Genomic DNA, 23611 nt, shown 5'->3' on the forward strand with positions numbered 1-23611 from the left:
CGCGGGTGGCCCCGGCGCACGACCGGGGCCACCCATGTCTATCGACCTCGCCACGTAACAACTACCGACCTCGCCACGTAACAACTACCGACCTCGCCACGTAACAACTACCGACCTCGCCACGTAACAACTACCGACCTCGCCACGTAACAACTACCGACCTCGCCACGTAACAACTACCGACCTCGGTACGTAACAACTACCGACCTCGGTACGTAAGATCTACCGACCTCGGTGAAGGGGCGGGAGGGGCGGGGCGAGGCGGGCGGGAGGGATGGTCGGGTCAGGCGGCGGAGCCGTCGCGACCCTTGCTGCCGTCTTCGTCCTCGCCCCCGAAGCGCCGCATCATGTCCGTCAGGCTGGTGCCGGTCAGCGAGCGCATGACGGCGTCGAGCTGCTCGACGTTCCCGGCCACCGCCTTGGGCAGCGCGGAGGCGCCGTCGGTGGAGATGATCGACATGTCCTTGACGCTGCCCAGCGGCTCGGCCAGGGCGCGGGCGATCTCCGGCGCCTTGTCCAGGATCATCTGCTGGGTGGCGGCCCGGCCGTACTTGGCCAGGGCGTCGGCCTTGTCGCTCATGGCCTTCGCCTCCGCCTCACCGGCGGCGCGCACGGCCTCGGCCTCGGCACGGCCGCGGGCGGCGATGGCCTCCGCCTCGGCCTGGGCCTGCGCGGCGGTGGCGCGGGCCTGGGCCTCGGCACGGGCGACGGTTGCCTGCGCCTGGGCCTCGGCGTCCAGGCGGGTGCGCTCGGCCTCTGCCTCCGCCCGGCGGATCGATTCGGCCTTGGCGGCCTCGGCCTCCTGCTCGCGCTGGTAGCGGGCGGCGTCGGCGGGCTTACGGACGGTGGAGTCCAGCTCGCGCTCGGTCAGGGCGGCCTGTGCCTCGGCGGCCTCCTGCTCGATGACGGCGATCTCCCGCTTCTTGGCGGCGCGGGCAAGCGGCCCGGCGGAGTCGGCCTCCGCCTGAGCCTTGTCGGTCTCCGCCTTGAGCTCGGCCTGGCGCAGGGCCAGGTCGCGCTCCCGCTCGGCGATCTGCTGGCGCGAGGTCACCTCGGCGTCCTTGGCCTCCCGCTCGGCGTTGGCGCGGGCCACGCGGGCGTCCTTGGCGACGCGCTGCTGCTCGGGCACGCCCAGGGAGTCGATGTAGCCGGAGGCGTCGGTGATCTCGGAGATCTGCAGCACGTCGATCTCCAGGCCCATGTTGGCCATGACCGACTTGGCGTCGTCGAACACGTTCTGCTGGAGGGCGTCGCGGTCGGAGATGAGGTCGGTGACGGTCATGTGGCCGATGATGGAGCGCAGTGAGCCGATCAGGGCGTCGCGGGAGGAGTCGGCGATCGCCTGGTCGGTGTTCGGCTTGCCCAGGAAGCGCTTTGCGGCGGCCCGCACCTGCTGGTCGGAGTCGCCGACCTTCACGGCGGCGACGGCGGAGACGGACACGTTGATCTTGTTCTCGTCCTCGGCGGTCACCTGGAAGCCGATGGTGTTCTGGGTGAAGGGCAGGTACTGGATGGACTGGATGATCGGCAGGACGAAGTCGCGCCCGCCGGGGCGGATGATCTTGACCTCCCCGTTGCGGCTGGATCCGGAGACCAGGCCGGTCAGGTTGGAGGGCACGACGACGACTCGGGAGAGCATGTACACGCCCAGCAGGAGTGCCAGGACGACGACGGCGATGATGGCGTAGAGCATTTGTGTGCTTTCGTGGTGAGGGTGCGGACTCGGAATCAGTGGTTGGTAGCGCTGGTGGACGGACCGGAGCTGCCGGCCGGTCGTGTCCGGTGCTGCGTCGGTCAGCCGGCGGCCCCCGGCCGATTCGGCGGACGCGTGGGTGAGTCGGGTGATCCGGGTGGATCGATGCGGCTGATGATGAGGGCGTCGTCGGCGGCCGCATCCACCACCCAGGCGACGGTGCCGCCGCGCAGCTCGTCGTCGGAGCGGGCGGGCAGGGTCACCTGGTGGCCGCGGGACGTGGCCATGACCTCGCCGCGGCCGTCCTTCCACCACAGCACCCGGACCTCGGTACCCACCATCTCTCCGACGGTGAGGGGCACGGCGTTGCGGGGCATGGAACGGCGCAGTCGCACCCACACGGCGCGTGTGATCGCACCGGCGACGACGGCGAAGCCCAGCGGCACCCCGACCAGTACCGGGGTGGCCAGCCGCTCGCCGGCCAGCGCCTGTACCCCCATGCCGACGGCGCCGAACACGCCCAGCGCGCAGGCCAGTACCGGCAGGGAGCCGTCGAACAGCAGGTCGTCCAGGCCGTCGAACAGGCCGTCGAGCAGCAGTGAGAGCGCCAGGGCGCCGCAGCCGAGAACGGCGCACCACATGAACACAGACATGTCCGCCTTTCCGGGCCGTTGGGAGCCGGCCGGCTCTCATGATGGGTACGTCCGGATTGTTTCATGCCGAGCGCGCCGGGGCGCGGCTGTTCCACGAGCCGGGCGGGCAGGTGCACAGGGAGTTCTTCCCATCATGCCGAGTCTGAGGAGATCCGTCGCGCCACCTGGTAGCCGTCGGTGTCCAGCACCAGCTCGTAGGTGGCGTCGGTACGCGACCGGGCGGTGGCCCAGGAGGCGGCGTCCGTCGGTGGATTTCCGCCCCAGGCGGAGGAGTGGGAGTCCACGACGACGTAGTCCGCGTCGACGTCGGCGGTGCCCACCCAGTAGACGGTGTGCTCGGGCACCAGGTAGGCGAGCAGCCCGAGGTCGGTTTCCACGGTGGCCCCGTCGGGGATCGTGTCCATGACGCGGGCGGCGGCCTGCGCGCGCGCGGGGGCGGCCCCGTAGCCGGGTCGGCGCAGATCCCACAGCGGCAGGTCGGGGGCCGTGGCCAGGCCGGTCACCAGTGGCACGACGACGCCGAGCCCCACCGCCCAGCGTGCCCACATCGGCACGGCCGACCAGCCCGACGGTGCACGGTGAGCCTCCGGGGGCGATGCCTCCGGCGCGGGGGCGGATGGGCTGTGAGCCGCAGGTGCGGCGTCGGCACGGGCCCTGAGTCGGGCGACGACGTCGAGCAGGGCCCCGAGCGCGATTGGAATCAGGACGGCGTTGTAGTGCCAGTTCTGCCAGCCCCAGTAGAACTCGTTGGAGGACAGGAAGCGCCAGGCGAGAGTCGGCAGCACCAGGGCCATCCAGGGCGAGAACAGCCCGATCAGTCCGGCAGTGCATACCAGCATGACCAGGGTCTGTAGCTTGACCTCGGAGGAGAGCAGACGGGCGACCAGGCTCGTGTTGCCGCCACCGCCGGACAGCCCGTACTCCCACGCCCCCGAGGGACTCAGTGCCGGCAGGAGGACCAGCACCGTCAGGAGGAAGGCGCCGAGGCCGAACGCGGCCACGACCAGACCCAGGCGGACGGTGTCCAGGCGCCGCCACCAGGCCGGTCCGCGGCGGGACGGCTGCTGCGGATCCCCCTGCCGGCCACGCAGGGCGATGGCCAGGCCGGCCATGAGCACGGTGAGTCCCAGGTCCTCCTTGACCAGGACGAGCGGAGCCAGCCACAGGGCGCAGCTGCGCCAACGCCGCTCGGCGAAGGCGACGGCGGCCCAGGCCAGTAGCGGCACCGCGAAGGCGATCTCGTGGAACTGGGCGGCGACGGCGCCCTGAAGGCCCCAGGACAATACGTAGAACAGGCCCAGCGCCGTTGCCGCGAGGCGGCCGAGCAGGCGGGTCGCCAAGCGGGTCAGGGGCCAGGCGGAGACGGCGAGCAGCAGGTCCTGCAGCACCAGCAGGGCCAGCGGGCTGGGGAACAGGCGCCAGACCAGGCCCAGCAGCACCAGCATGGGGTGGAAGTGGTCGCCGAGCAGGTTGTAGCCCTCGCCCTTGATCGGGACGATCGGTGCCTCGAGGCGCGAGTAGGCCTTGGCCAGTTCGGAGAAGATCGCCAGGTCCCAGCTGGGAACCTGCATGGCGCGCCACTGGCCCACCGAGTAGGCGATCATCACGACGGCACCGGCGACGACGGCGAACGCGGCCGGCAGGAGGTCGAGCGGCTGTGCGCGTGGTCGGTCGGGGCGGGGGCGAGCGTCAGTCATCAACGCGAGTTTACCCGGGCGTGACCACCTGGAGACCAGTCCTGCGGCCGGGGCGGCGGGGACGGGCGCCGTCGGGACCCCGGTATCACCCGGCTACGGCAGCTTCACTGTTCCGAAGACGATGTTGGTGTGGTGGGGGCGCCGGGCGTCGGGGATGAAGTGGCGGTAGTCGACCGTGACGCCGGCGTCCTCGAAGTCGTGCAGGAGATCGTGCGGCGTGACCAGGAACAGGTCGGAGGTGCGGGTCTCCTTGCCCCGGGTGAGGGTGACCCGGCGACGTCGGCGCGCATGGTCGATCCGCTCCGTCAGGGTGATTCCCGGGCGGGCGGTGAAGGTGGCGCGGGCGGGCGCCTCCGGGCGTACGTGCTCGGCGGACAGGATGAGTCTGCCGCCGGGGGCCAGGTGTGCGGTGGCCAGGCGGATCGTCTCGCGGCGCTGCTCGGTGTTGAGGACGGTGATCGCGCCGGCTGAGATGCACACGGCCTTGAAGCGCTCTTCGAACAGGAAGTCGGTCATGTCGGCCGCGCGCACGTCGACGCGGGAGGCGACGTCCGGGTGGGTGGGGCGCAGGTTGTCCAGGCGGGAGGTGAGCAGGCCAAGGACCTCCGGTCGGGAGTCGGTGGCCAGCACGCGGTGGCCGGATGCGGCCATGGGCATGGTGACGGGGCCGGTTCCGCAGGCCAGTTCCAGTACGCGCAGCCCTGCCAGCTCCGGTTCCTGAATGAAGGAGAGCAGGTCCAGGACGGACTGGATCTCCGTCTCGTCGCACATGGAGGGCAGCGGCGGGCGGGTGCTGTTGTTATGGGCCTGGCTGAGGGAGAGCGGATGCTTGGTCATCGTGCCTCACCGGCTCCGTGGCTGCCGTACCGGCCGCCGAGGAGTGTGGTGTACGGCTGGGTTCGACGGCTTGTTGGCCGGGTGGCACTGTGAGTCATGTGTTGCTCCGGGAGGGATGGTTGCGGTTCCGGCGCATGGTGCTGCGTCGGTGTTGCGTCGGGCGGCTTCGGGTCGAAGCCTTGCGCAGTCGCTTGCTAGTGACGCGTCGTATTCCACTCCCGTCGGGGGCGATGACAATCGGCCGATTGGGAGGATCGATCGGGGGAAATGTGCGGTTCGATCCGGGCGGGGTGGACCGATGTGCGGGGCGGCAGCGCGGGAGAACGACGACGGCGCGTCCCCGAATCTGCTTCGGGGACGCGCCGTCATCAGCGCTCGTTCGGGTTCACCCCCAGCGCCACTTGTAGCCGAGGAACACTACCCAGGGGTTCCAGGAGGCGTAGATGCCTGCGGTGTCGAAGAGGCCCATAGTCGCTATCCAATCTGTTAATGGGACAATGTTTACGACGGACGCTGCTAATGCTTCCACAGTCTGTAGCCAGGGGTATCACCCAAGTGGCTAGTCCGATCGGGTGATCTGCTAGACCAGGCCGGCGCGCAGGGCGTAAACCACGGCGCCAACGCGGTCCTGTACGCCCAGTTTGGCGATCAGGGTGGAGACATGCGTCTTGACGGTGGCATCACTCACACCGAGTGCGTGAGCGATCTGCTTGTTGGTCTTGGCCTCGACCATCAGGGCCAGAACCTCCACCTCCCGCGGGGAGAGGGTGACTCCCGGGGGCAGGCTCTTGGTTGCCGCCTGCGGGGAGGGCGCGGGAGTCGACGCCGCGGGCGAGCTCGGGGTCGGCCTGCTGCGGATGATGGCGGAGGATGTGGGCGAGAGCACCATGTTGCCGGCGGCGACGTGGCGGATGGTCGCGGCCAGGGTCTCCACCGGGTCCTCCTTCGCGATGAAGCCGCGCACGCCGGCGGCCAGTGCCCGGTCCACCACCGAGTCGGCCACGAAGGTGGTCAGTACGAGTATGGCGATCTCGGGGTGCTCGCGATGCAGGATCTTTGCCAGGGCGATGCCGTCCAGACGCGGCATCTGCACGTCGAGCAGTAGCACCTGCACATTCGCCTCCGGCGTCTGCGAACGCAGGATCTCCAGGGCCTCCTGCCCGTCGCGGGCCGCCCATTCGACGTGTATGTCGTCAATGGCCTCGGTGGTGAGCAGGTCGGTGAGTGTGCGGCGCACGAGTGCGTCGTCGTCAACGATGCCTACGTGAATCATGACGGTTTCTCCGCGGTCAGGAGGATGGGGCGTGAGTCGGTTACGGTGACAGTGGCGGTGACCATCCAGGAGCCGTCGTCGGACAGGGTGGTCAGGGTGCCGCCGATGGCGGCCAGGCGCTCCCGCATGCCCAGGATGCCGGTTCCGGAGCGGGGCAGATGTGCGCCGGTGTCGCGGACGCGGTTGGTGGACACCAGCCGGATGACCTCCGGGCCGAGGGAGAGGGTCATGGTGACCGGCGCGTGGGGATCGCCGTGGCGGATGATGTTGGCACCCATCTCCCTGGCCACCCGGGACAGGGTGCTGGCCTGGATGCGGGTGGGGACGGAGTCACCCAGATGACGGTAGGTGATGTCGAACCCGGCGGAGGAGACGTCGGCGCTGATGGCGCCCACCGCGGTACGCAGGTCGGTTACCGCGTTACCCAGGCCGGTGGTGGCGGAGATCGACTTCTCCTGCTCGGAGGAGGGAGTGCGCAGCGTGCGCAGCAGCAGCCGCAGCTCATGGAGCGCGTCCGAGGCAGTCGCCTCGAGGGCGGTGAACTCGCTGCGGGCGCGGTCCGGGTAGGAGGTGTCGGCGGCGGCGCGTTGGGCACGCAGCGCCGTCTGCGACATGGAGTAGGCGACTAGATCGTGCATCTCCCGGGCGATCTCCAGGCGCATCTCCTCGAGCTGGGCGTCCGCCTGCTCAGCCTCGGCCAGGCGTGAGGCCTCGACGAAGCGCATCAGTGCTCCGAGCGGAACCAGGAGGGCGCCCATCAGGGCCGTGTACCACAGTGTCCCCAGCGTGTTGCCGATCGCGTTCCCGGGCGAGCTCAGCGATACCAGCAGAACGGCTTCGACCAGAAGTGTTGCGAGCAGCACTGAGAAGGCCGGCCAGGGCGGGAAGAACCGGCCCAGGAAGAACAGGAAGGCCAGATTGCTGATGGTCATGTCTGAGAAGTCCGCGGCCGGTATCAGCAGCAGGAGAACCCAGCAGGTGAGGTAGGCGAGCACCCCCGGTACCGGCCGCACCGGGATGACGGTCACCGATACCAGGGCCACGGTCATGAACGCCAGATCGAGGGGCTTGACCGCCTGCAGATTCGCGGCCAGGTTGAAGACCAGGTTCCCGATTCCGACGATCGCCCCGATGAACACGTAGATACGGCGGCGGGACAGTGGCTCGGGTTGTCGTAGAAGTACGCTGCGGGCACGTGCTGCCAGGGAGGCGATGGCATCGCCCAGCACTGTCATGCATCCCCTTCCGCCATGCTCGCTGTTATGCGAGTCACTCTAGCAATGCTCGTCGTAAGCGTTCCCGAGACGGGCATGACGACTCCGACATTAGCCGTGCGTGGGCGAGGATACTGGCGATTCGCCAGTGATACGACAGTGGTATCGAGCACCTGTGCCGCATCGGCGGTGTTGGGCGGCCAGGTATGGGGGCACGATGGTGGTCCAGGGCCGCGCGTGGGTGCCGATGGCGATTCGGGCGCTCGTTCGTTCTCAGTTAAGTGAGGACCGGGCGCGAGAAGCGACCGGCCGGAAGCGACCGTGGGCGAGGAACAGCCCCCACGGCCCGTAGGGAAGCTTCAGGTGACGAGTGTGTGCCAGCTCCGCGAGCACCGCGTACCTGCCGTAAACCCAGGCGAGCGTGACCGCCAGCATCAGGATGACCGCGCAGGTGATGATCACCTGCGCGGGATTCAGCAGGCTTCCCGCAGCCATCAGCAGCGCGGTGCCGAGGGCTGCGCAGACGCTGGCAATGGTGACCGTCTGCACGATCGCCTTGAGGGTATTGAGCAGGCCCGCGTCGGTGATGGTGCCGCCCATGGCGGCCATGGTCGTCAGAAAACTGCGATACCGGCGGCGGGAGATGAAGAAGGTGATGACGGCGGTGGCGAGGCTGCCGACTATGGCACTAAGTATCTCGATGGTCATCAGGGACTCCTTCGGGATGATGTCCTGCCGATTGTGCTAGTAACTCCGCTACCGCGCATCCCCCGATCGGGTGATCCAATCGGGGGGCGCTGCGGCCCGCCGGGGCGGCGGGTGTGCTCCGGGGCTGCTGGTGACGCGGCTACAGGTCGCCGTTGCGCTGCAGGCGGTGCAGGCTCAGCCAGCCGACGGGGATCGGGATCCAGAAGGTGACCAGGCGGTAGACGATCGCGGTGGACAGGGCCACGCCGCTGGGCACGCCGGCGGTGACCAGGCCGGCCGTCAGCGCCACTTCCACCGGGCCGATGCCGCCGGGGGAGGGGACCACCGAGCCGACCGTGTTCGCCGCCAGGTAGGTGATCGCCAGCAGGGAGAAGGACAGGGTGTGGCCGAAGGCCCACAGGCTGGCCCCGAAGGACATGATGTAGCTCAGGCTCAGCAGGAGTGTGCCGCCGAGTCCCAGCGCCAACCGTCCCGGGTTGGACATGACCCACACCAGCCGCGGCCACACCTGCCGGTAGGTGGGCTCGATCTTGTCCCACACCCAGCTGCGCACCTTCGGGATGAACAGGGCGGTGGCGACGACGGCGACCAGGACGACGGCGATCAGCAGCACCCAGCCGCTGGGCAGGGTGAGGCTGGTCGACTGGCCGGTCGTGGCGGCGACGATGATGAGCAGGACCACGGTGACGACGAATTGGACCACCTGGACCAGTGCCACGGTGGCCACGCCGATCGCCGTCGGCACCCCGTTGCGGGACAGGAAGCGCAGGTTGATGGCGGCGCCGCCCACGCCGGCCGGTGCGACGAGCGAGACCACGGATGAGGCCAGGTGCACCTCGGTGGACTTCCACAGAGACAGCCGCACCGGGCTGAAGGCCACCAGGGCCAGCCCGGCCCCCACGTAGGTGGCCAGTGAGAAGACCAGTGCGCCGATGATCCACCAGATGCTCGCCCCGGCGACGGCGTCGGTGATCTGCTCGATGTTCATGCGGGCCAGCAGCGTCCACAGGGCCACCAGGCCGACGATCGCCATGATCACGGTCCGCGGGGAGAAGCGGGTCAGCTTGGCCGGCTCGGCATGCGCCGTCGGCGTCAGGTCCACCAGGGCGTCACGCAGCTCCTGCAGTACCTTGCCGCGCCGCCCCATGGCCTCGCGGGTCGCGGCCGGCAGGACCACCCGCTGCAGCATGGGGGCGATGGAGGCCAGCTGCTGGGTGCTCAGGGAGCGCGAGGCCGCGGTGATGGCGCGTTCGACGTCGGCCAGTGAGGCGGTGAGCGCCAGCGCCTGGGCGAGGTCGACTCGGCGGGACAACTCGGAGGAGATGGTCTCACCGGAGTCCCATCCGAGCAGCCAGACGGCGCCGTCGGCGTCGAGGACGACGCACGCGGAGTCGAGTTCCCGGTGGGCCAGGCCGGCTCTGTGCGCGCGGCTGATCTGATCCCACAGGTCGGTCAGTACGTCGTCACCGACCTCCTCGAGGTCCGCCAGGGCGCGGGCGCCGTCCACATGCTCGGTCACCAGCAGGACGGACTCGTCGGCCTCCGCCATACCCACCAGGGCGGGGGTGCGCACGCCGGCGCGACCCGCCTCAAGGATCATGAGGGCCGCGTGCTCGGCGGCCGAGCGCACCGACAGGCCCCGTTCCGGTGACAGTCCCTTCACGCGGACCCGGTCCCACAGGGTGGCCAGGAAGCCCGCCACCTGCCGGTCGGCGTCCAGTACGGTGACGTCCCGGCGCACGCCCTCGGCGTCCCAGACGGCGTACAGGCGGTGGGCTGACAGCCGCCCCTCGGTGAGTGCCGCGGAGGAGGCCTCGGCCAGGACGACGGCGAGGTCGACGTCGTCGGCGGGGGTGATCGTGGAACTGTCCTCCGGTAGCAGTGGAGAGGTCACCTCGGGCGGGGGTGGGGCGTCCGGGGCCTCGTCGACGACGGTGGCGGTGGCCTCGGCGTCGTCGAGTGCTGTGGGTGCGGTCAGGGGGGTCTCGCGGACGCGCTCGGTGTATCCCAGCGGCGTCTGGGTCTCAACCGTCCAGGCGCGGGCGGCGGGGGCGCGGTCCATGCGTACGACGCGGACGGCATCGATGCCGGCGCGACGCAGGGCCCGCACCAGGGCGACGCCGTGGGCACGCGTGTCGTCGACCCCGAAGGCGTAGCGCACGGCGAGTCCGGGCAGGCGTCCCAGCAGGATGGAGATGATGGCTCCCGGCAGGGTGATCGCGCTGCGCAGGACCGCCAGCCCCACCACGATCCACACGGCGGTCCAGGTGTGCCGAATGACGGGGGAGGACCGACGCTCGCCCGCACCCGTGAGCAGGCCCGCCAGGGTGGCGAACACCGTGGAGATGCCTATACGGGCGGAGCCGGAGGCGGTCACGGTCAGGCCGGAGGCGAGAATGCTGGGGCCCCACGCGTTCAGGGCGTGCAGGCTCAGCCAGGCCAGGAGGAAGCCTCCGGCTCCGGCCAGCAGGGCCGCGCCCGCCGTCCGCCAGGCACGGCGCAGCAGGCTGTTCATGATCACCACCACTGGGACGGTGAAGGTGATCAGACCCTCGATGGCCTGCAGGGGGAAGACGAGGACGCGGCGCAGCACGACTGCGAGCGCGTTCTGCACGTCCTGGGTGACGCCGGTGGTGGTGGCGTGGGCGTAGGCCGCCAGGATGATCATGAAGGTCAGGCCGAGTGCGGCCACGATCAGGTCGAGCAGGTCCTCGGCGCGGCGCAAGTGGCGCTCGGGGGCGTCCACCAGCAGTGTCGTCGTCCGAGGGGCCGCGGTGCCTGCGGAGGTGTGGGGGGACTGCGTCGACTTGTCGACGACGGGAGTGACGCCAATGCGCGGAATGCCGACCGGCGAAGTCGCCTGGACGCGTTCCGGGTTCTCCGGGGGCGGGACATCTGTCATGTCGGTGTCAACCTGTTGGCCTACGGATCGTGCAGCCCCAACCGGGGCGAAACGAGCGTACCAGGCGGACCCTGGGACGCCGCGGGACACCCGGTGGGTACCAGCCGGGAGAGCGGCCGCGAATCGGGTGGGCTCGGAGTGCGTGGGCTCGGAGTGGCGCAGCGAGGCGACCGGGTCACATTTGTCCAACGGGTGGACTCAATCAGTGTGGATCGGCCGATTGGCTGTCCGATCCGACTAGCCGATCGGCCGATGTTGAGAGTCTCGACGCTTGGCAGACTTATCGCCGTCGGCACGCAAGAGCCGAGCTGACTAGTCCCTGAACCTCCCTGGTTAGTTCGGGCCGGGCCCCTCAGCGGGGCTCGGCCCGAACCGCTTTTTGGCGGGTGTGCGTGGGTGTGCTCGGCGTCGGCGTGGGGCTGCCGCTGCGGGAGCGGTGGCATCGTGGGGCTGCGGCTGGGCGAACTGTCGGGGAGCACTGAACCGTCCTAGCCGAGCGTGTTCAATGGTCTGTGTGAGCCCTGATTGAGAGCACCTGCTGTCATGAGTGTGACTGATGAGAAGAAGGCCGCCGCGTGGGAGGCCGTTCCGGCTGGTAGTGGTGTGGTCCGGGAGCCGGCTGCCTTGCGGCGCGCTTGATGACGGCCTGTTTGAGCAGGTCGAGTCCGGCAGGGTGGAGCTGACTGGAGCTGACTGGTGCTGACTGTGCTGGCGGTCTGCTGCCGGCCTTGTTGAAGGGCCCCCGGGGTGCGGGGCCTGCAGGCAGAGCCGGCTCGACCACCTGGGCCACGGGGAAGGGCATGGGGAAGGGCGAGCCGACCAAGGCCGTCCGTGGTAATGCGGCGCTTCGTGTTTGGGGGTGTGGGTGGAGCCGGGAGGTGGTTCGTCGGCGTGCTTTGCGCTGACCTCGTCTGCTCGCCGGTTCGCGGTTTACTACGCCGGTTCGGTGTCTGCTGAAGGGTCCGGGAGGGTGTCAGATTGTTTGTGTAAGGGGTGTGGTCCGACCTACAAGGAGACGAGAGGGTGAGTATGACTGCTGCTGAAGACCGGGCTGCGGCTGGTGAGCGGCAGCGTGAGATCGCGGAGGAGCTGAAGGCCTCGGGCGCGTCGGGGTGAGATCTTCGCGCAGATCGATGCCGGTACCCCGTTGACTGGAGAGGATGGGCTGCTGACCGGCGTGCTCAAGGCGGCCCTGGAGCGGGGTCTTGAGGCCGAGCTGACCAGCCACTTGGGCTACGAGAAGGGCGCTGCCGACGCCGCGGCGCATACCAACTCCCTTTGGCGGCACCAGCCGTAAGACGATCAGCACTTAAGGATCGGGGATGTCGACCCGGAGGTCGTGCCGCAGGGGTAGGGCCGGCACCTTCACCCCGATGCTGGTACCCAAGGGACAGCGCCGCCCGGGGGCGGCCTGGACGGGATGATCACCCGGCCTGTACGCCGGCGGCATTGAGGGTGCGGGACACCCCGGCATCATTTGGCCTCGACCATCGGCACCGAGCCGGTGCCACGAGACGATCAGCAAGATCACCGACCAGACCTGGCAGGGGAGGTGCTGGCCTGGCCCCGCCGGCCGCCGGGTGGCCCACCTACCCGGTGATTCTGCCAGGGGCGCGATCGTGGCCGGGATCCGCGACGGGGCCCATGTCTCCAACCGGGCCGCGCATATCGCCGTTGGGGCGGGGCATGGACGGGATTAGGGCGTGTTGCGTTAGTCGGGTGGGGTGGTCGGCGTGGTGTGCGGGATGGGGTGAGGCCTTTGGGGTATCACGGGTGGTGTGAGAACAAACCGTGACACTGCCAAAGGCCTCGACCGTTGAGTATAGACGCTGCCGCTCGTCATGACCTGACCGATGCTCAGTGGGGGCTGCTCGAGCCCCTGCTGCCCGCCCCGCCTGTTCGTGGCAGGCCGCGCGTGTATCCGCTGCGGGACATGATCAACGCCGTACGGTGGAGAACCCGGGTCGGTGCGCCCTGGCGTGACGTACCGGCCCGCTACGGGCCGTGGTGGAGGGCCCTGCGCCCTGTACCGGGCCTGGCAGACCGATGGGGTGTGGGAGCGCATCGAGTCCGCCCTTGTCGCCCAGGCCGACGCCGCCGGCAAGATCGGCTGGCGGGTGTCGGTGGATTCGACCACCTGTCGGGCGCATGTGCATGCCGCTGGGGCGCGCAAGGACAGTCCCCAGCTGGTGGAGGGGGAGCCCGAGGATCACGCCCTGGGGACCTCTCGGGGTGGCTGGTCGACCAAGGTTCACGCCGCCGTGGACGCCGCCTGCGGCATGCTGGCCGGGGTGCTGACCGCCGGACAGGTCGCGGACTGCCCGATGATGATCCCCGTCCTAGACAAGATATGTGTCCAGCGTCCTGCCGGTGGACGGCCCCGCACCAGGCCGCAGATGGTGCTGGCCGACAAGGCCTACTCCTCAAAGGGGAACCGGGACTGGCTGCGCAACCACCACATCAAGGCCACCATCCCTATCAAGGCAGACCAGGCCGACAACCGCCGCCGACGCGGCAGCGCCGGGGGCAGACCGCCCGCCTTCGACCCCGTGGCCTACAAGGACCGCAACGCCGTGGAGCGGTGCTTCGGCCAGCTCAAGCAGAACCGCGCCATGGCCACCAGGTACGACAAGCTCGCCGTCCGCTACCAAGCCACCACCCACATCGCCAGCATCGACCACTGGCTCAAACGACTTACATAACACGCCCTAAGCACGTCCTGGGTATCTGGGCACCTGGCCCATGAGGGAGCTAAGTTCTGGGCCGGGGTGTGCGCCCGTGCCGGCACAACCGCGGCGTCCTAGGGGCGTGCTGATCGTGTGCCGGGCGGGCTGACCGGGTTCCCTGAGGCGATCGAGGCGACCTGGCCACAGGCCACCGCCCCGGACCTGCGTAGTGCACCCGGGTCCGGGCTGCCACACGGTTCGTGTCCTACAAGGACCGCAAGGGGCGTGTGCGCCGCGTTGCGGCCGACCCTGCCAGGCCGCCAACGAGGAGGCCGCCCCGGGGTGGCCCTGGCGGCCTTCGAGGCCAGCGAACTCGGCCAGCGCTACCCGGCGGCGGACACAGGCCTTCACCGACGCCTGGGAGAGGAACACCGCCGTTCCTGGCGTACTCCGGCCGATGCTGCGCCGGGTCATCTCTCCCCCACTTCGTGGGAGGTACCCCCTCCACCAACAGTATCGAGTCGCCCAGCTACCAGCTGCGCAAGGTGTCGAAGAACAGGGGCCAGCACCCGCTCCGATGAGGCCGCGGTGAAGCTGTTGTGGCTGGCGATCTGCAACACCCGTGGACAAGCGCGCCAGACAGCGCGAGAAGGAGAAGAACCTACCCGCCAGCAAACGCAAAGCCAAGGGCCGGCTCGTGGAAGGAGCGGTAACCACCAACTGGAAACAAGCCCTCCAACAACAGGCCCTGGCCTACCCAGAACGAATCAACCCCTACCTGTAAGCAACAACCCGCTTACACAGAAAACTTGACAGGCTCCCGCGCGCTGGTCTTGACCGCACTCGCTCGACGCCCGCGACACCGCCCCGAGGACACCCCCCGCCGGCCACAAGTCCTCCTCAGCTCCAGAACCTCCGCGCAGGTCCCACAACCTCGCTGCCCCGACGCCCGAGCACGACCACCCCGTCCCGAGCACGGCCTCCTAGCCGGCGGTGCACGCCGAACAGCGCGCCCGAGCACGACCACCCGCGAGCCCGGGCACGACCACCCGCGGGCCCGCACCACCACGCCCGCAAACGCGCAGCGCCCGTGAGCATCCGATGGTGCTCCCAGCTGTCACAGATTGCACCACTTTCGCCGGGACGCGCCGGGAACCCGGTCAACAGAACCGCATGATTTCAACGATTTGTGCTAGGTGGCTCCTGTCCGGGCAGGTAAAGTGGTGCAATCAGTGACAGCTGGGCGACGGTCACCGTGTCGAGCCGGCAGGCCCACCGGTCTCCTCACCCGGAGACACGCCGGCCGCCACATCCACAAGCACGACGAGCCGGTCCAGATGACCTGGCGGGGCTGCTAGAGGACACGCCCCGGCCAGACCTCACACCTGCAAACCGGAAGCGCCACATATGTGCACCCTCGCACCCAACCCGGGTGAGAAAGGCTCAGTGCTGCCGCACCCCGTGGTGGAGCGGGCCCGGTCTCAGCATTCTGGATCAACTAGACGATGGTTGGCCCTGGCTCCTCCTTAAGTCTCATAAGTCTGAGCCGTTCTGCTGATGGGAAGCACCCCGGACGGCGAACACACTTGTCCCTGTCAGCAACGACAACCGGTGGGGAGCCCACAGCATCCGCACCACTCACACCCGACCCGAAAGGAACACTCAAATGAACGCCAAGTTCACCTCCACCTCCACCGCCAAGAACGACCTCCTCGACGAGATCACCGAGCAGGACTACATCACCGCAAACGGCGGCGTCTCCTGGCTGTCGCGAAAGCTCGGGAACCGCGGATTCTTCTGCACCCTCACCAAGGAGTGCCAGAGTATGTGCAACTAATCGCCCTCGCACGACAATCAACCCACCAGCAGCTACCGACCGAAAGGACACGACTATGACCCATGAGAACCTGACCGGCACCTACACCGCCTCCGAGCTGGAGGAGCTGAATGACATCAGCGCCTACGGCGGAACAACCCCCAGCTCCTGGCCCTGCGGCATTGGCATCACGACCACCATCTGCCCGACCGCAGTATGCACTAGCAAGTGCCGGTGACCAATCGCTGAGGGGAGGGAGGGAGTACTGCTTCCTCCCTCCCTCCCCTCACTTCTCCTCCTCAGCACCTCCTCCTTGACGGAAAGAGACCTCCGCACATGACGACCCTGGACGCCACCGACCTCTTCCCAGAGCTCGACAGCATTCGCCTGAGCGACTACCTCGAGCGCATGAGCGAGGTCTCGCTCCCACCCTCCAACCCCGGCGACGACATCGGCCCGCTCACCCTTCCTGCCAGCCAGGAACGGACCCCTTTCCAGCACCTGTACGAGGCCGTGGAGGCCGCTACCTACCACCCTGGGAAGGAGCGCACCCACCGAGGCGATCTCCTGGCGACCGCCAGGAGCACCCGCCGCCGCATCGTTGTCGACTCCCTAGACAGCATCCTCACCCGTCCCCTTGTCAGCCTTCTCCGGAAGGAGCGCGATCAGGGGGCGCTGCGGGCGGACACTCCGCACGACCGCTACCGCGAATTCACCAGGCGCCTGGCCTCCCGCCCGTCTCTCATTCGCTCACGGTTCCCCGTCGCCTGGACCATGCTGATGACCACCATGAGGAACACCGAAGCCTTCCTCACCGAGCTCGTCCGCCGCCTTGAGCTGGACTGGGACGAGATCACCAGCGAGCTCGGCATCCCACCCACCGATACTGTCACCAGCCTTCAGACGGGAGGCGACTGCCACCACCACGGCCGTCGCGTCACCACCGTCACCACGTCCAGCGGCGTCCGATTCGTCTACAAGCCCCGCTCGATGGACGGCGAATGGGCCTATGAGCAGATCGTCTCCCGCCTGGCACCCATCATCGGCCACTACCGCTCGGCTCACGTCATCCGCAAAGAGGGCTATGGCTACGCCGAGTTCGTCGAGGCCACCGACGACGTCAGCCTGGTCGATGCTGCTGGACAAACCGGTGGCCTGTCGGCCCTGTTCTACGTCCTGGGATGCAACGACCTGCATGCGGAGAACGTCCTGCTCACCGCGGACGGCCCCGTACCCATCGACATGGAGACTATGCTGCACCCCTACGTCCCCAACCAGGACGGCGGTAGTGCAACAGCCCACCACGAGGCCAACCGACTACTCGCCCAGTCAGTATTCGGCACAGGCGTGCTGCCCATGGTCGTGTCACGTCCTGAGGACCCCGACTCCTACTACGACGTCGGCCTCCTCGGCCCGCAGGAGCAGGTCAACGGCGGGGCGTTCCGCCACCACGCCATCACCAACCCCTTCACCGACGAGATGTCAGTAATCCTCACCAAAGAGGGGACGGAGCCGGAGCCAGAGCGCCATCGCGGCACTGACCTGGACGAGGTGCGCGCCTGCTCGGACGCCTTCGCCTCCGCCTTCAGTCGGACCTACCGCGCTCTTATGGGCAGCCGCGAGACGCTGCTCAATGTCGTCGCCGACTGCTGCTCGGGCCTGCGCCTGCGCTACATCCACAACCCGACCCAGTTCTACGCCCAGATCCTGTCCACACTCACCTCCCCACTCGCCGCAGGCTCAGCCGGGCTCGCTCGGATGCTCGCCCTGCGGGTCGGGCTGACGGGCACCTCCCACACGCGGCTCATCGCCGAGGAGGTGAGCAGCCTCCTGGACCAGGACATCCCCTACTTCACCACCGACACGAGCAGGCCCCATGTCCTCGACGCCGCCGGCGCACGAGCCCTCCTACCACTGGACCGGGCGCCGATTGATACTGCGTTGGAACGGATCCGGGCACTGGACGAGACCGATCTGGCCCGCCAGCTGCGTCTCATCCGCTCGGCCTTCTGTGGAATCGTTCCCGACGAGTCCATCGCCCCGACGGCCCGCCCGGCACTCGCCCCCCGCCCGGCGTCGTGGGCGCCGAGTGAGGACCGCATGACGCTCACCGACCTCGCGGCGAACCTAGGCGGACAGATCGTCGCTCGTATGCTCACCGACACCGACTCTCGCCACCCGATGACGTGGATCGGCCCCCTCGCCTCAGTGGAGACGACCCGCCCCTGGCCCCCCGGCGTACTGGGATACGACCTCTACACCGGCCGCCTGGGCACCGCCCTCGCCCTCGCCCGCGCAGGTCGCGCGCTCAGCGACACGGCCCTCACCCGCGCAGCCTCCCAGATCTTCGACACCACCATCGACGTGGTGGGAGATGATCCTGAGGCCGCCTCCCCGGTACGAGGAACCTACGCGGGCGCCGCGGGCGTGGCCTGGGCCCTGTGGGCGGCAGGACAGGTCCTGGAGCGCCCCGACTGGTGCCGCTCCAGCGGTGACCTCCTGCGCCACCTGTGGAGGAGCACCCGCCCCACCGACCCGGCGGACGAGCTCGACACCATCAGCGGAGTCATCGCCTCCTGGCGCGTGAGCCAGATGCTCGGCGTCACGGAGCCCATAGTCGGCCACGACCTCGACAAGGCCCTTGCCACCATCACGGACGGCAGCTGGAAGGACACCGAGGTCGCCCACCACTCCGGCTTCGCTCACGGCACAGCCGGAGTCCTCTACACCGTCGCACAGCACCCTCAGGCTCAGCGCTACATACCCACGCTCCTGGACCACCTGGCCACCTTCTGGGACGAGGACAGCCGTAACTGGTTTACCGCCTCGGACCGCAGTCACGTCAACCACGGCTGGTGCCACGGACGCGCCGGCGTGCTCCTCGGCCTCGCAGCCGCCCGGCTCACCCAGGGACTCACAGACGTCCACCGGAGCGAGCTGACAGGGCTGACAGCCGACATCGCCAACGACGGGGCGGCCTACAACCTCACCTACTGCCACGGCTCGCTGGGCGACTACGACGCCGCCCGCTGGCTCATCGACCACGGCGCATGCACAGATACCTCCGTCCTGACCCGCATGGAGGAGGTCATCACCCCGCAGGCCATCGCCCGGAAGAGTCGCGATCCGCACAGTCGCTACTCCCTCAGCGACGGCCTGATGATCGGGATCGCCGGCTCACTCCTCCACCTGGCGGAACGCATCGACCCCACCATCACAGTCTCCCCGACAACCCTGGAGGTCCACTCATGAGGCACCGTGTCCCCGTGCGCACCCAGGTCTCGCAGACGGAGTGCGGTCTCGCCTGCTGCCTGGCCGTCCTGGAGCACCTGGGGTGCTACCGCTCCTTCACCGACGCCCGTCGCTGCCTGCGACCAGGCCGGTCTGGGCTGTCCATCACCGAGCTGCAGGACTACCTGCGTGACAACGGCTGCAAGGTCCGCTCCTACCGGGCCGGGACCGGACGGCTGACCGAGCTGCCGCTACCGGCGATCGTCTTCTGGGAGAAGTCCCACTTCGTCGTCCTGGAGCACCTCGGCCGCCATCGGGTCAAGCTCATGGACCCCGCCCTGGGACGCAGGACGCTCTCACGCGCCACCTTTGACGAGAACTACTCCGGCGTGATCCTCACAGCCACGCGCGGGCCCGGCTTCCAGCCCCGACGCCGCCAGCCGCTGCACCAGTGGCGGCTGCCCGGACTCACCTGGGACCTCGATCTGGCCAGCACGGGAGTCATCGCCGCGACGACGGTACTGACCTACCTCGTCACCCTCGTCATGCCGATGATCACGGCCCACCTCGTCGACCATGTGACCGGCGCACCCGCAGGCGCCGGGACATCGGCCCGTACCCTCCTGCTCGCCACAGCAGCCACCGTGGTGCTGTACATCGTCGTGGAGTACGTGCGCACCCTGGCTACCTCACGCGTGGTCAGACGCCTGGGAGCCGGACTCATGCAGACCTCTTTCGGGCACCTGTTGCGCCTACCCCTGTCCTACTTCGCCACCCGCGTGCCCGGCGAGCTCATGCAACGCCTCGCCGGCGTCAACTACCTGCGCGACACCTTGTCCAGCCAGCTGGTGTCTTCCCTGTTCGACCTGGGAACAGCCATCGTCGTCCTCGGCTACATCTGGGTCGTCTCACCTCAGCTCGGCCTGGCCGCCACGGTGATCCTCGTCCTTCTCCTCGCCTTCCTCCTCCTGACCCGCCAGCCCCTCAGTCGGGCCATCGACGAGGAGATCACCGCGCTCATGGAGGCCCAGGGGGTGCAGTACGACGCGGTCTCCTCCATCGCCCAGATCAAGATCGGCGGCTACACCACGACAATGGAGAGCAAGTGGCGCAAGGAGTACGACCGCTCCCTCACCGCCCTCCACAGCAGGATGCGCTGGCAGAACGGGATCGTGGGCTCGGTCAGCGCCGCGTTTCAGCTCTTCGGCCCCTTCACGCTGCTGCTCTACGGCACGACGCTTCCCTCGACCTCCCTGGGGCAGGCTGTGGCCGTCTCCTCCCTGGCGGCCACGATGCTCGCCGGCGTCTCAGGCCTGCTGGGCACCTACACCGACTTCATCACCTGCTCCAACCACCTTGACCGCCTCGAGGACATCATCGCCACCGCGCCCGAGCCGACGGGCGGTGCGATCAGCGTCATCCGTGACGGCCGCATCGAGCTGGAGAACTTGTCCTTCCGCTACGCCAACGAGCCCGTACCTGTGCTCGACGGTGTCAGCCTGACGATTCGCGAGGGAGAGATGACCGCCCTGGTGGGCCAGTCGGGCTCCGGCAAGACCACTCTGGCAAAGGTCCTATGCAGCCTCTACGCCCCCTCCTCAGGCCAGGTCCGCATCGGAGGCCACTTGCTTGAGGACTACGACCGGGACGCGCTGCGTCGGCACATCGGTTACGTCCCGCAGGACGTCACCCTCCACAACGGCACCCTCATGGAGAACCTGGCCCTCGGCAGCGACATGCCCGAGGAGGAGATCGTCCGGCACTGCCGCTCCCTGGGCTTCCTCGACTTCATCGACAGCCTCCCGATGGGCTACTCCACCCAGGTGTCCGACCTCGGTGCGAACTTCTCCGGCGGACAGCGTCAGCGCCTCGCTATCGCCCGGGCACTGCTGCGCCGGCCCCGAATCATGGTGCTGGACGAGGCGACCAGCGCCCTGGACCGGCTGAACGAGCACCGCGTCAACAAGGTCCTCCGCGACCTGGGATGCACACGAGTCGTTATCGCCCACCGCCTGGAGACAGTGCGCTCCGCCGACAGCATCTACGTCATGGACTCCGGCCGAGTCGTCGAGCACGGCACCCACCAGAGCCTCATCCAGGCCAACTCCACCTACGCCGCCCTCTACAAGAAAGGTGCTGCAGCATGACTGCCCCCGCCCTGCCCACGACACAGGCCCTGACCTCCGCCTTCGATGCCTTCCACCCCTTCCTCGAGGCCGTCACGGCGCAGTCCCTCCAGCAGACCGAGGCCGCCGCGTTGCCCGCCCACCTCACGCACAGCGTCCACGACAAGATCCTTGAGGAGGCCTCCCGGATCTGGTTCCGTGCCCTCCTTGAAGAGTTTCACGAGTTCCGTCAGGACGCGGGCCTCCCCATGCAGGCCGACTCCCAGCAGGCCCTGCGGCGCTACGCCGCCCACCTGGGCAGGCCGGAGGTCGTCGCAGGCCTCCGGCTACGCTGGCCAACAGCCGACCAGCTCCTGCGTACTCGCGCCTCGATGCACGTCGCCAACGCCTGGCAGCTGGCCCAGGCCTGGCAGGAGGACCGCCAGCACCTGGTCTCCTGCGGACTCATTCCGCCAGACTTCGACCCGGAGACCGTCACCTTCGGCAAGGGCGACAGCCACAACGGCGGCCAGTCCGTCACGGTCCTGTCCTGCGCCAGTGGCGAGCGCATCCTGTTCAAGCCGCACAGCGCTGACGGAGACCTCCTGCTGGCAGACCTTCTCGGGCTCGTGAGCCGATACTGCGGGGAGGACCTGACCGGTTGCGCTCCCCGTACCCTTGCCGGCTCGTGGGGCAGCTGGCAGGAGTTCGTCCCCGCTCGGGAGCCCGCAACCCCCGGTGAGGTCAGTCAGTACTTCTACCGCTTCGGACTCCTGGCCGCCCTCCTGACCGCTATCGGCGCTGGGGACCTGCACCACGAGAATGTCATCGTGCGTGGACCCAGCCCGTGCGTCATCGACACAGAGACACTCCTTCAGCCCGGCACCGTGGGTCCTTCCAACCGTCTTGGGGACATCCTCCTCGAGGCGGGCGAAAGGTCTCCGGGCTCCACGCTCATGCTCCCCATGCGGGTGAGGGAAGGAGCCTTCGACATCCTGCTGTGCGCGCTGGGGGTCCCCTGGGAGCAGGTCTCCCGAAAGTCGACCTTCACCCTCCTCGACGACGGCACGGACGCCGTGCGGATGGCCCGCTCCGAGGTGCAGATCGACCATGAGGCCAACGTCGTGCGCCTCTACGGCGAGGTTGTCGACCCCGTCGACCACATCGACCGCGTCACTGCCGGATACCTGAGGATGCACGCAGCACTGAGGGAGTGCCAGGAGGAGGTCGTCTCGCTTTTGCAGCAGTCCGGCTCAGGGACGTTCCGTGTCGTGCTGCGCCCTACGGAGACCTACACGAAGCTCCTGGACGCCTCCGTCCAGCTGAGCGCGCTCCGCGACGCCCGGCAGCGACAGGGGATCCTCTCCGTCCTGCGCGACCAGGACTACAACGACGACGGGGCCGTCGGGGCGCGAGAGCGGAAAGACCTTGCCAACTTCGACGTCCCGGCCTTCCAGGTCCGGGCCGACGGAACACGGCTGCTCCACCGTGGCCAGCCGGTATCTCGCCCCTACTTCGCCGCGAGCCCCGTCGCAGCGGCGACCACCTCGCTCCGGCGCTTCTGCCAGCGCGACCCGCTCTTCCACCACCAGGTTCTCGAGACCTCGCTCGGCGAGCTCGCTGCGGGGCAAGGACGTCCCTACCCCGCCCCTCTCGTCGAGGGAGCGCTGGAGGAAGACCCGAACCGCTGCGCGAATGGCGTCCTGAGGCTCCTGGAGCGCACGGCGCTGCGGGGTCTGACCGATGAGGGTCTGGGCGCCTCCTGGCTGTCCCACCTCGGCCACGACGGCCTGGAGACCTTCGAGCTCGACCGGGTCATGTCGTTCCACGACCTCGGTGGTCTCGTCGCCACTCTGGTCTCCAGGCACCCCGGCTCGCCCCTGGCACGGCAGGCGCGAGCCGCACTGAGCACCCGGCTGGCGATCCAGGACGAGTCGGCTGGCACCCCGGTCCTGTCGGTGTTTGCCGGTCCGATGCACGGCTGGCTTCCAGATGACGACATGGCTGCCGTCCCACCTGGCCCCCACGTGCTCGCCCGCCTGTGCCCACGGCCTGAGGACATCGATCTCATCACGGGCCTGTCTGGCAGCATCCTCGCTGCGGCGAGCCAGCCCGACCAGGTGGGTGACCGCCTCGTGGCCGCCCTCAGCCGGCTGGAGGAACTGCTGCCCGAGGTCCGCTGGGAACGGGACTGGTACAATCTCGCCCACGGGGAGGTAGGGGCCCTGTGGGCCCAGGTCCGCGCACGCCACGCCCTCGGCCTTGCGGTTGACGAGCCGCTGACCAAGATCCTCCGCGGCCTGCAAGGCAGCCTGGAGGACACCCGGCTGGGCACGTCGTGGTGCGCCGGGGCCTCGGGCGGATTGATCGTTCTGTCCGACCTGCACCGGATGGGCCTTGAAGCGCCGCCCTCGACCGCCGGGGCCCTCGCCGCCCGGATCAGCAGTCAGGCTCTGGGAGAGGACCCCGTTGACCTGTCCGTGTGCCACGGGGTGAGCGGCTGCATACAGGCTCTTCTACTGGCCTCAGAGACGGGACTCCTTCCCGAGGGCATGACCCAGGCCGGCTTATTGTGGACCGGGGCCGTAAGCCGGGCCCGTTCCCGCGGTACCCAGACCGGCGCGGTCGGCCGCACGACCGTCCAGGGCTACATGCTGGGGTGGGGCGGCCTCCTGGACACCATGCACCGGCTCACACGGGGCCCCGGCACCTTTGACGCAGTGAGCCTGCGCCCCCGCCTGCCCGCCCCGCAGCATCATCTGATCGGAGGACCCGTTAGCCCGATGTCGGCCGTCACCCCGAAAACGGCCTGACAA

Annotated in this window: 15 protein-coding genes and 1 pseudogene; 8 read left to right on the forward strand and 8 right to left on the reverse strand. The window is 68.7% G+C overall.

Features of this window, described 5'->3' with window-relative positions; translation table 11 throughout:
• Positions 1-283 precede the first annotated feature (283 nt).
• From E4J16_RS00280 to E4J16_RS00315, 8 genes are all read right to left on the reverse strand, one after another.
• Positions 284-1693 (reverse strand): flotillin family protein, encoded by a 1410-nt coding sequence (locus tag E4J16_RS00280; RefSeq protein ID WP_136312913.1) that lies wholly within the window; start codon positions 1691-1693, stop codon positions 284-286.
• Between the two features lie 101 nt (positions 1694-1794).
• Positions 1795-2346, reverse strand: coding sequence for a nodulation protein NfeD (locus E4J16_RS00285; RefSeq protein ID WP_136192120.1), 552 nt, complete (start codon positions 2344-2346; stop codon positions 1795-1797).
• A 131-nt stretch (positions 2347-2477) separates the two neighbouring features.
• The gene (locus E4J16_RS00290; protein ID WP_136312914.1) at positions 2478-4043 is read right to left on the reverse strand and encodes a DUF2079 domain-containing protein; all 1566 of its coding nucleotides are present in this window, start codon (positions 4041-4043) and stop codon (positions 2478-2480) included.
• Positions 4044-4136: 93 nt separating this feature from the next.
• On the reverse strand, positions 4137-4880 hold the full coding sequence (locus E4J16_RS00295; RefSeq protein ID WP_136192122.1) for a class I SAM-dependent methyltransferase: 744 nt from the start codon (positions 4878-4880) through the stop codon (positions 4137-4139).
• Between the two features lie 580 nt (positions 4881-5460).
• Complete coding sequence (locus E4J16_RS00300; protein WP_136192123.1) at positions 5461-6153, reverse strand: response regulator transcription factor; 693 nt, start codon at positions 6151-6153, stop codon at positions 5461-5463.
• Positions 6150-7388 carry a sensor histidine kinase gene (locus E4J16_RS00305; RefSeq protein WP_240038192.1) on the reverse strand — a complete coding sequence of 413 codons (1239 nt, stop codon included), beginning with the start codon at positions 7386-7388 and terminating at the stop codon, positions 6150-6152. The genes E4J16_RS00300 and E4J16_RS00305 overlap by 4 nt, the downstream gene beginning before the upstream one ends.
• A 252-nt stretch (positions 7389-7640) precedes the next feature.
• Positions 7641-8075, reverse strand: a complete 435-nt coding sequence (locus E4J16_RS00310; RefSeq protein WP_136192124.1) for a hypothetical protein — start codon at positions 8073-8075, stop codon at positions 7641-7643.
• A gap of 139 nt (positions 8076-8214) precedes the next feature.
• Entirely contained in the window at positions 8215-10977 is a 2763-nt protein-coding gene (locus tag E4J16_RS00315; RefSeq protein ID WP_136312915.1) for a lysylphosphatidylglycerol synthase transmembrane domain-containing protein, read from the reverse strand.
• Positions 10978-12124: 1147 nt separating this feature from the next.
• Here E4J16_RS00315 and E4J16_RS14980 point away from each other — a divergent pair.
• The 8 genes and pseudogenes from E4J16_RS14980 (at position 12125) to E4J16_RS00340 (ending at position 23608) form a co-directional block, all read left to right on the forward strand.
• Positions 12125-12274 (forward strand): hypothetical protein, encoded by a 150-nt coding sequence (locus E4J16_RS14980; RefSeq protein ID WP_168709428.1) that lies wholly within the window; start codon positions 12125-12127, stop codon positions 12272-12274.
• A gap of 519 nt (positions 12275-12793) precedes the next feature.
• Positions 12794-13679, forward strand: a protein-coding gene (locus E4J16_RS00320) for an IS5 family transposase (RefSeq protein ID WP_204519867.1) whose coding sequence is annotated in 2 segments (ribosomal slippage) — positions 12794-13000 and positions 13002-13679 — 885 coding nt in all. Because the reading frame shifts where the segments join, the coding sequence is not laid out codon by codon here.
• Positions 13680-13687: 8 nt separating this feature from the next.
• Positions 13688-14427: pseudogene (locus tag E4J16_RS15415) on the forward strand (transposase); the annotation flags it as partial.
• Positions 14428-15309: 882 nt separating this feature from the next.
• Positions 15310-15480 (forward strand): plantaricin C family lantibiotic, encoded by a 171-nt coding sequence (locus tag E4J16_RS00325; RefSeq protein WP_136312916.1) that lies wholly within the window; start codon positions 15310-15312, stop codon positions 15478-15480.
• A gap of 55 nt (positions 15481-15535) precedes the next feature.
• Entirely contained in the window at positions 15536-15697 is a 162-nt protein-coding gene (locus E4J16_RS14990) for a class II lanthipeptide, LchA2/BrtA2 family (RefSeq protein WP_168709430.1), read from the forward strand.
• 98 nt (positions 15698-15795) lie between these two features.
• Entirely contained in the window at positions 15796-18711 is a 2916-nt protein-coding gene (lanM, locus tag E4J16_RS00330; protein ID WP_136312917.1) for a type 2 lanthipeptide synthetase LanM, read from the forward strand.
• On the forward strand, positions 18708-20837 hold the full coding sequence (locus E4J16_RS00335; protein ID WP_136312918.1) for a peptidase domain-containing ABC transporter: 2130 nt from the start codon (positions 18708-18710) through the stop codon (positions 20835-20837). The genes lanM and E4J16_RS00335 overlap by 4 nt, the downstream gene beginning before the upstream one ends.
• On the forward strand, positions 20834-23608 hold the full coding sequence (locus E4J16_RS00340; protein ID WP_168709431.1) for a DUF4135 domain-containing protein: 2775 nt from the start codon (positions 20834-20836) through the stop codon (positions 23606-23608). The genes E4J16_RS00335 and E4J16_RS00340 overlap by 4 nt, the downstream gene beginning before the upstream one ends.
• Positions 23609-23611: the final 3 nt, after the last annotated feature.

It is taken from the genome of Actinomyces procaprae (assembly GCF_004798665.1).
Classification (GTDB): Bacteria; Actinomycetota; Actinomycetes; order Actinomycetales; family Actinomycetaceae; genus Actinomyces; species Actinomyces procaprae.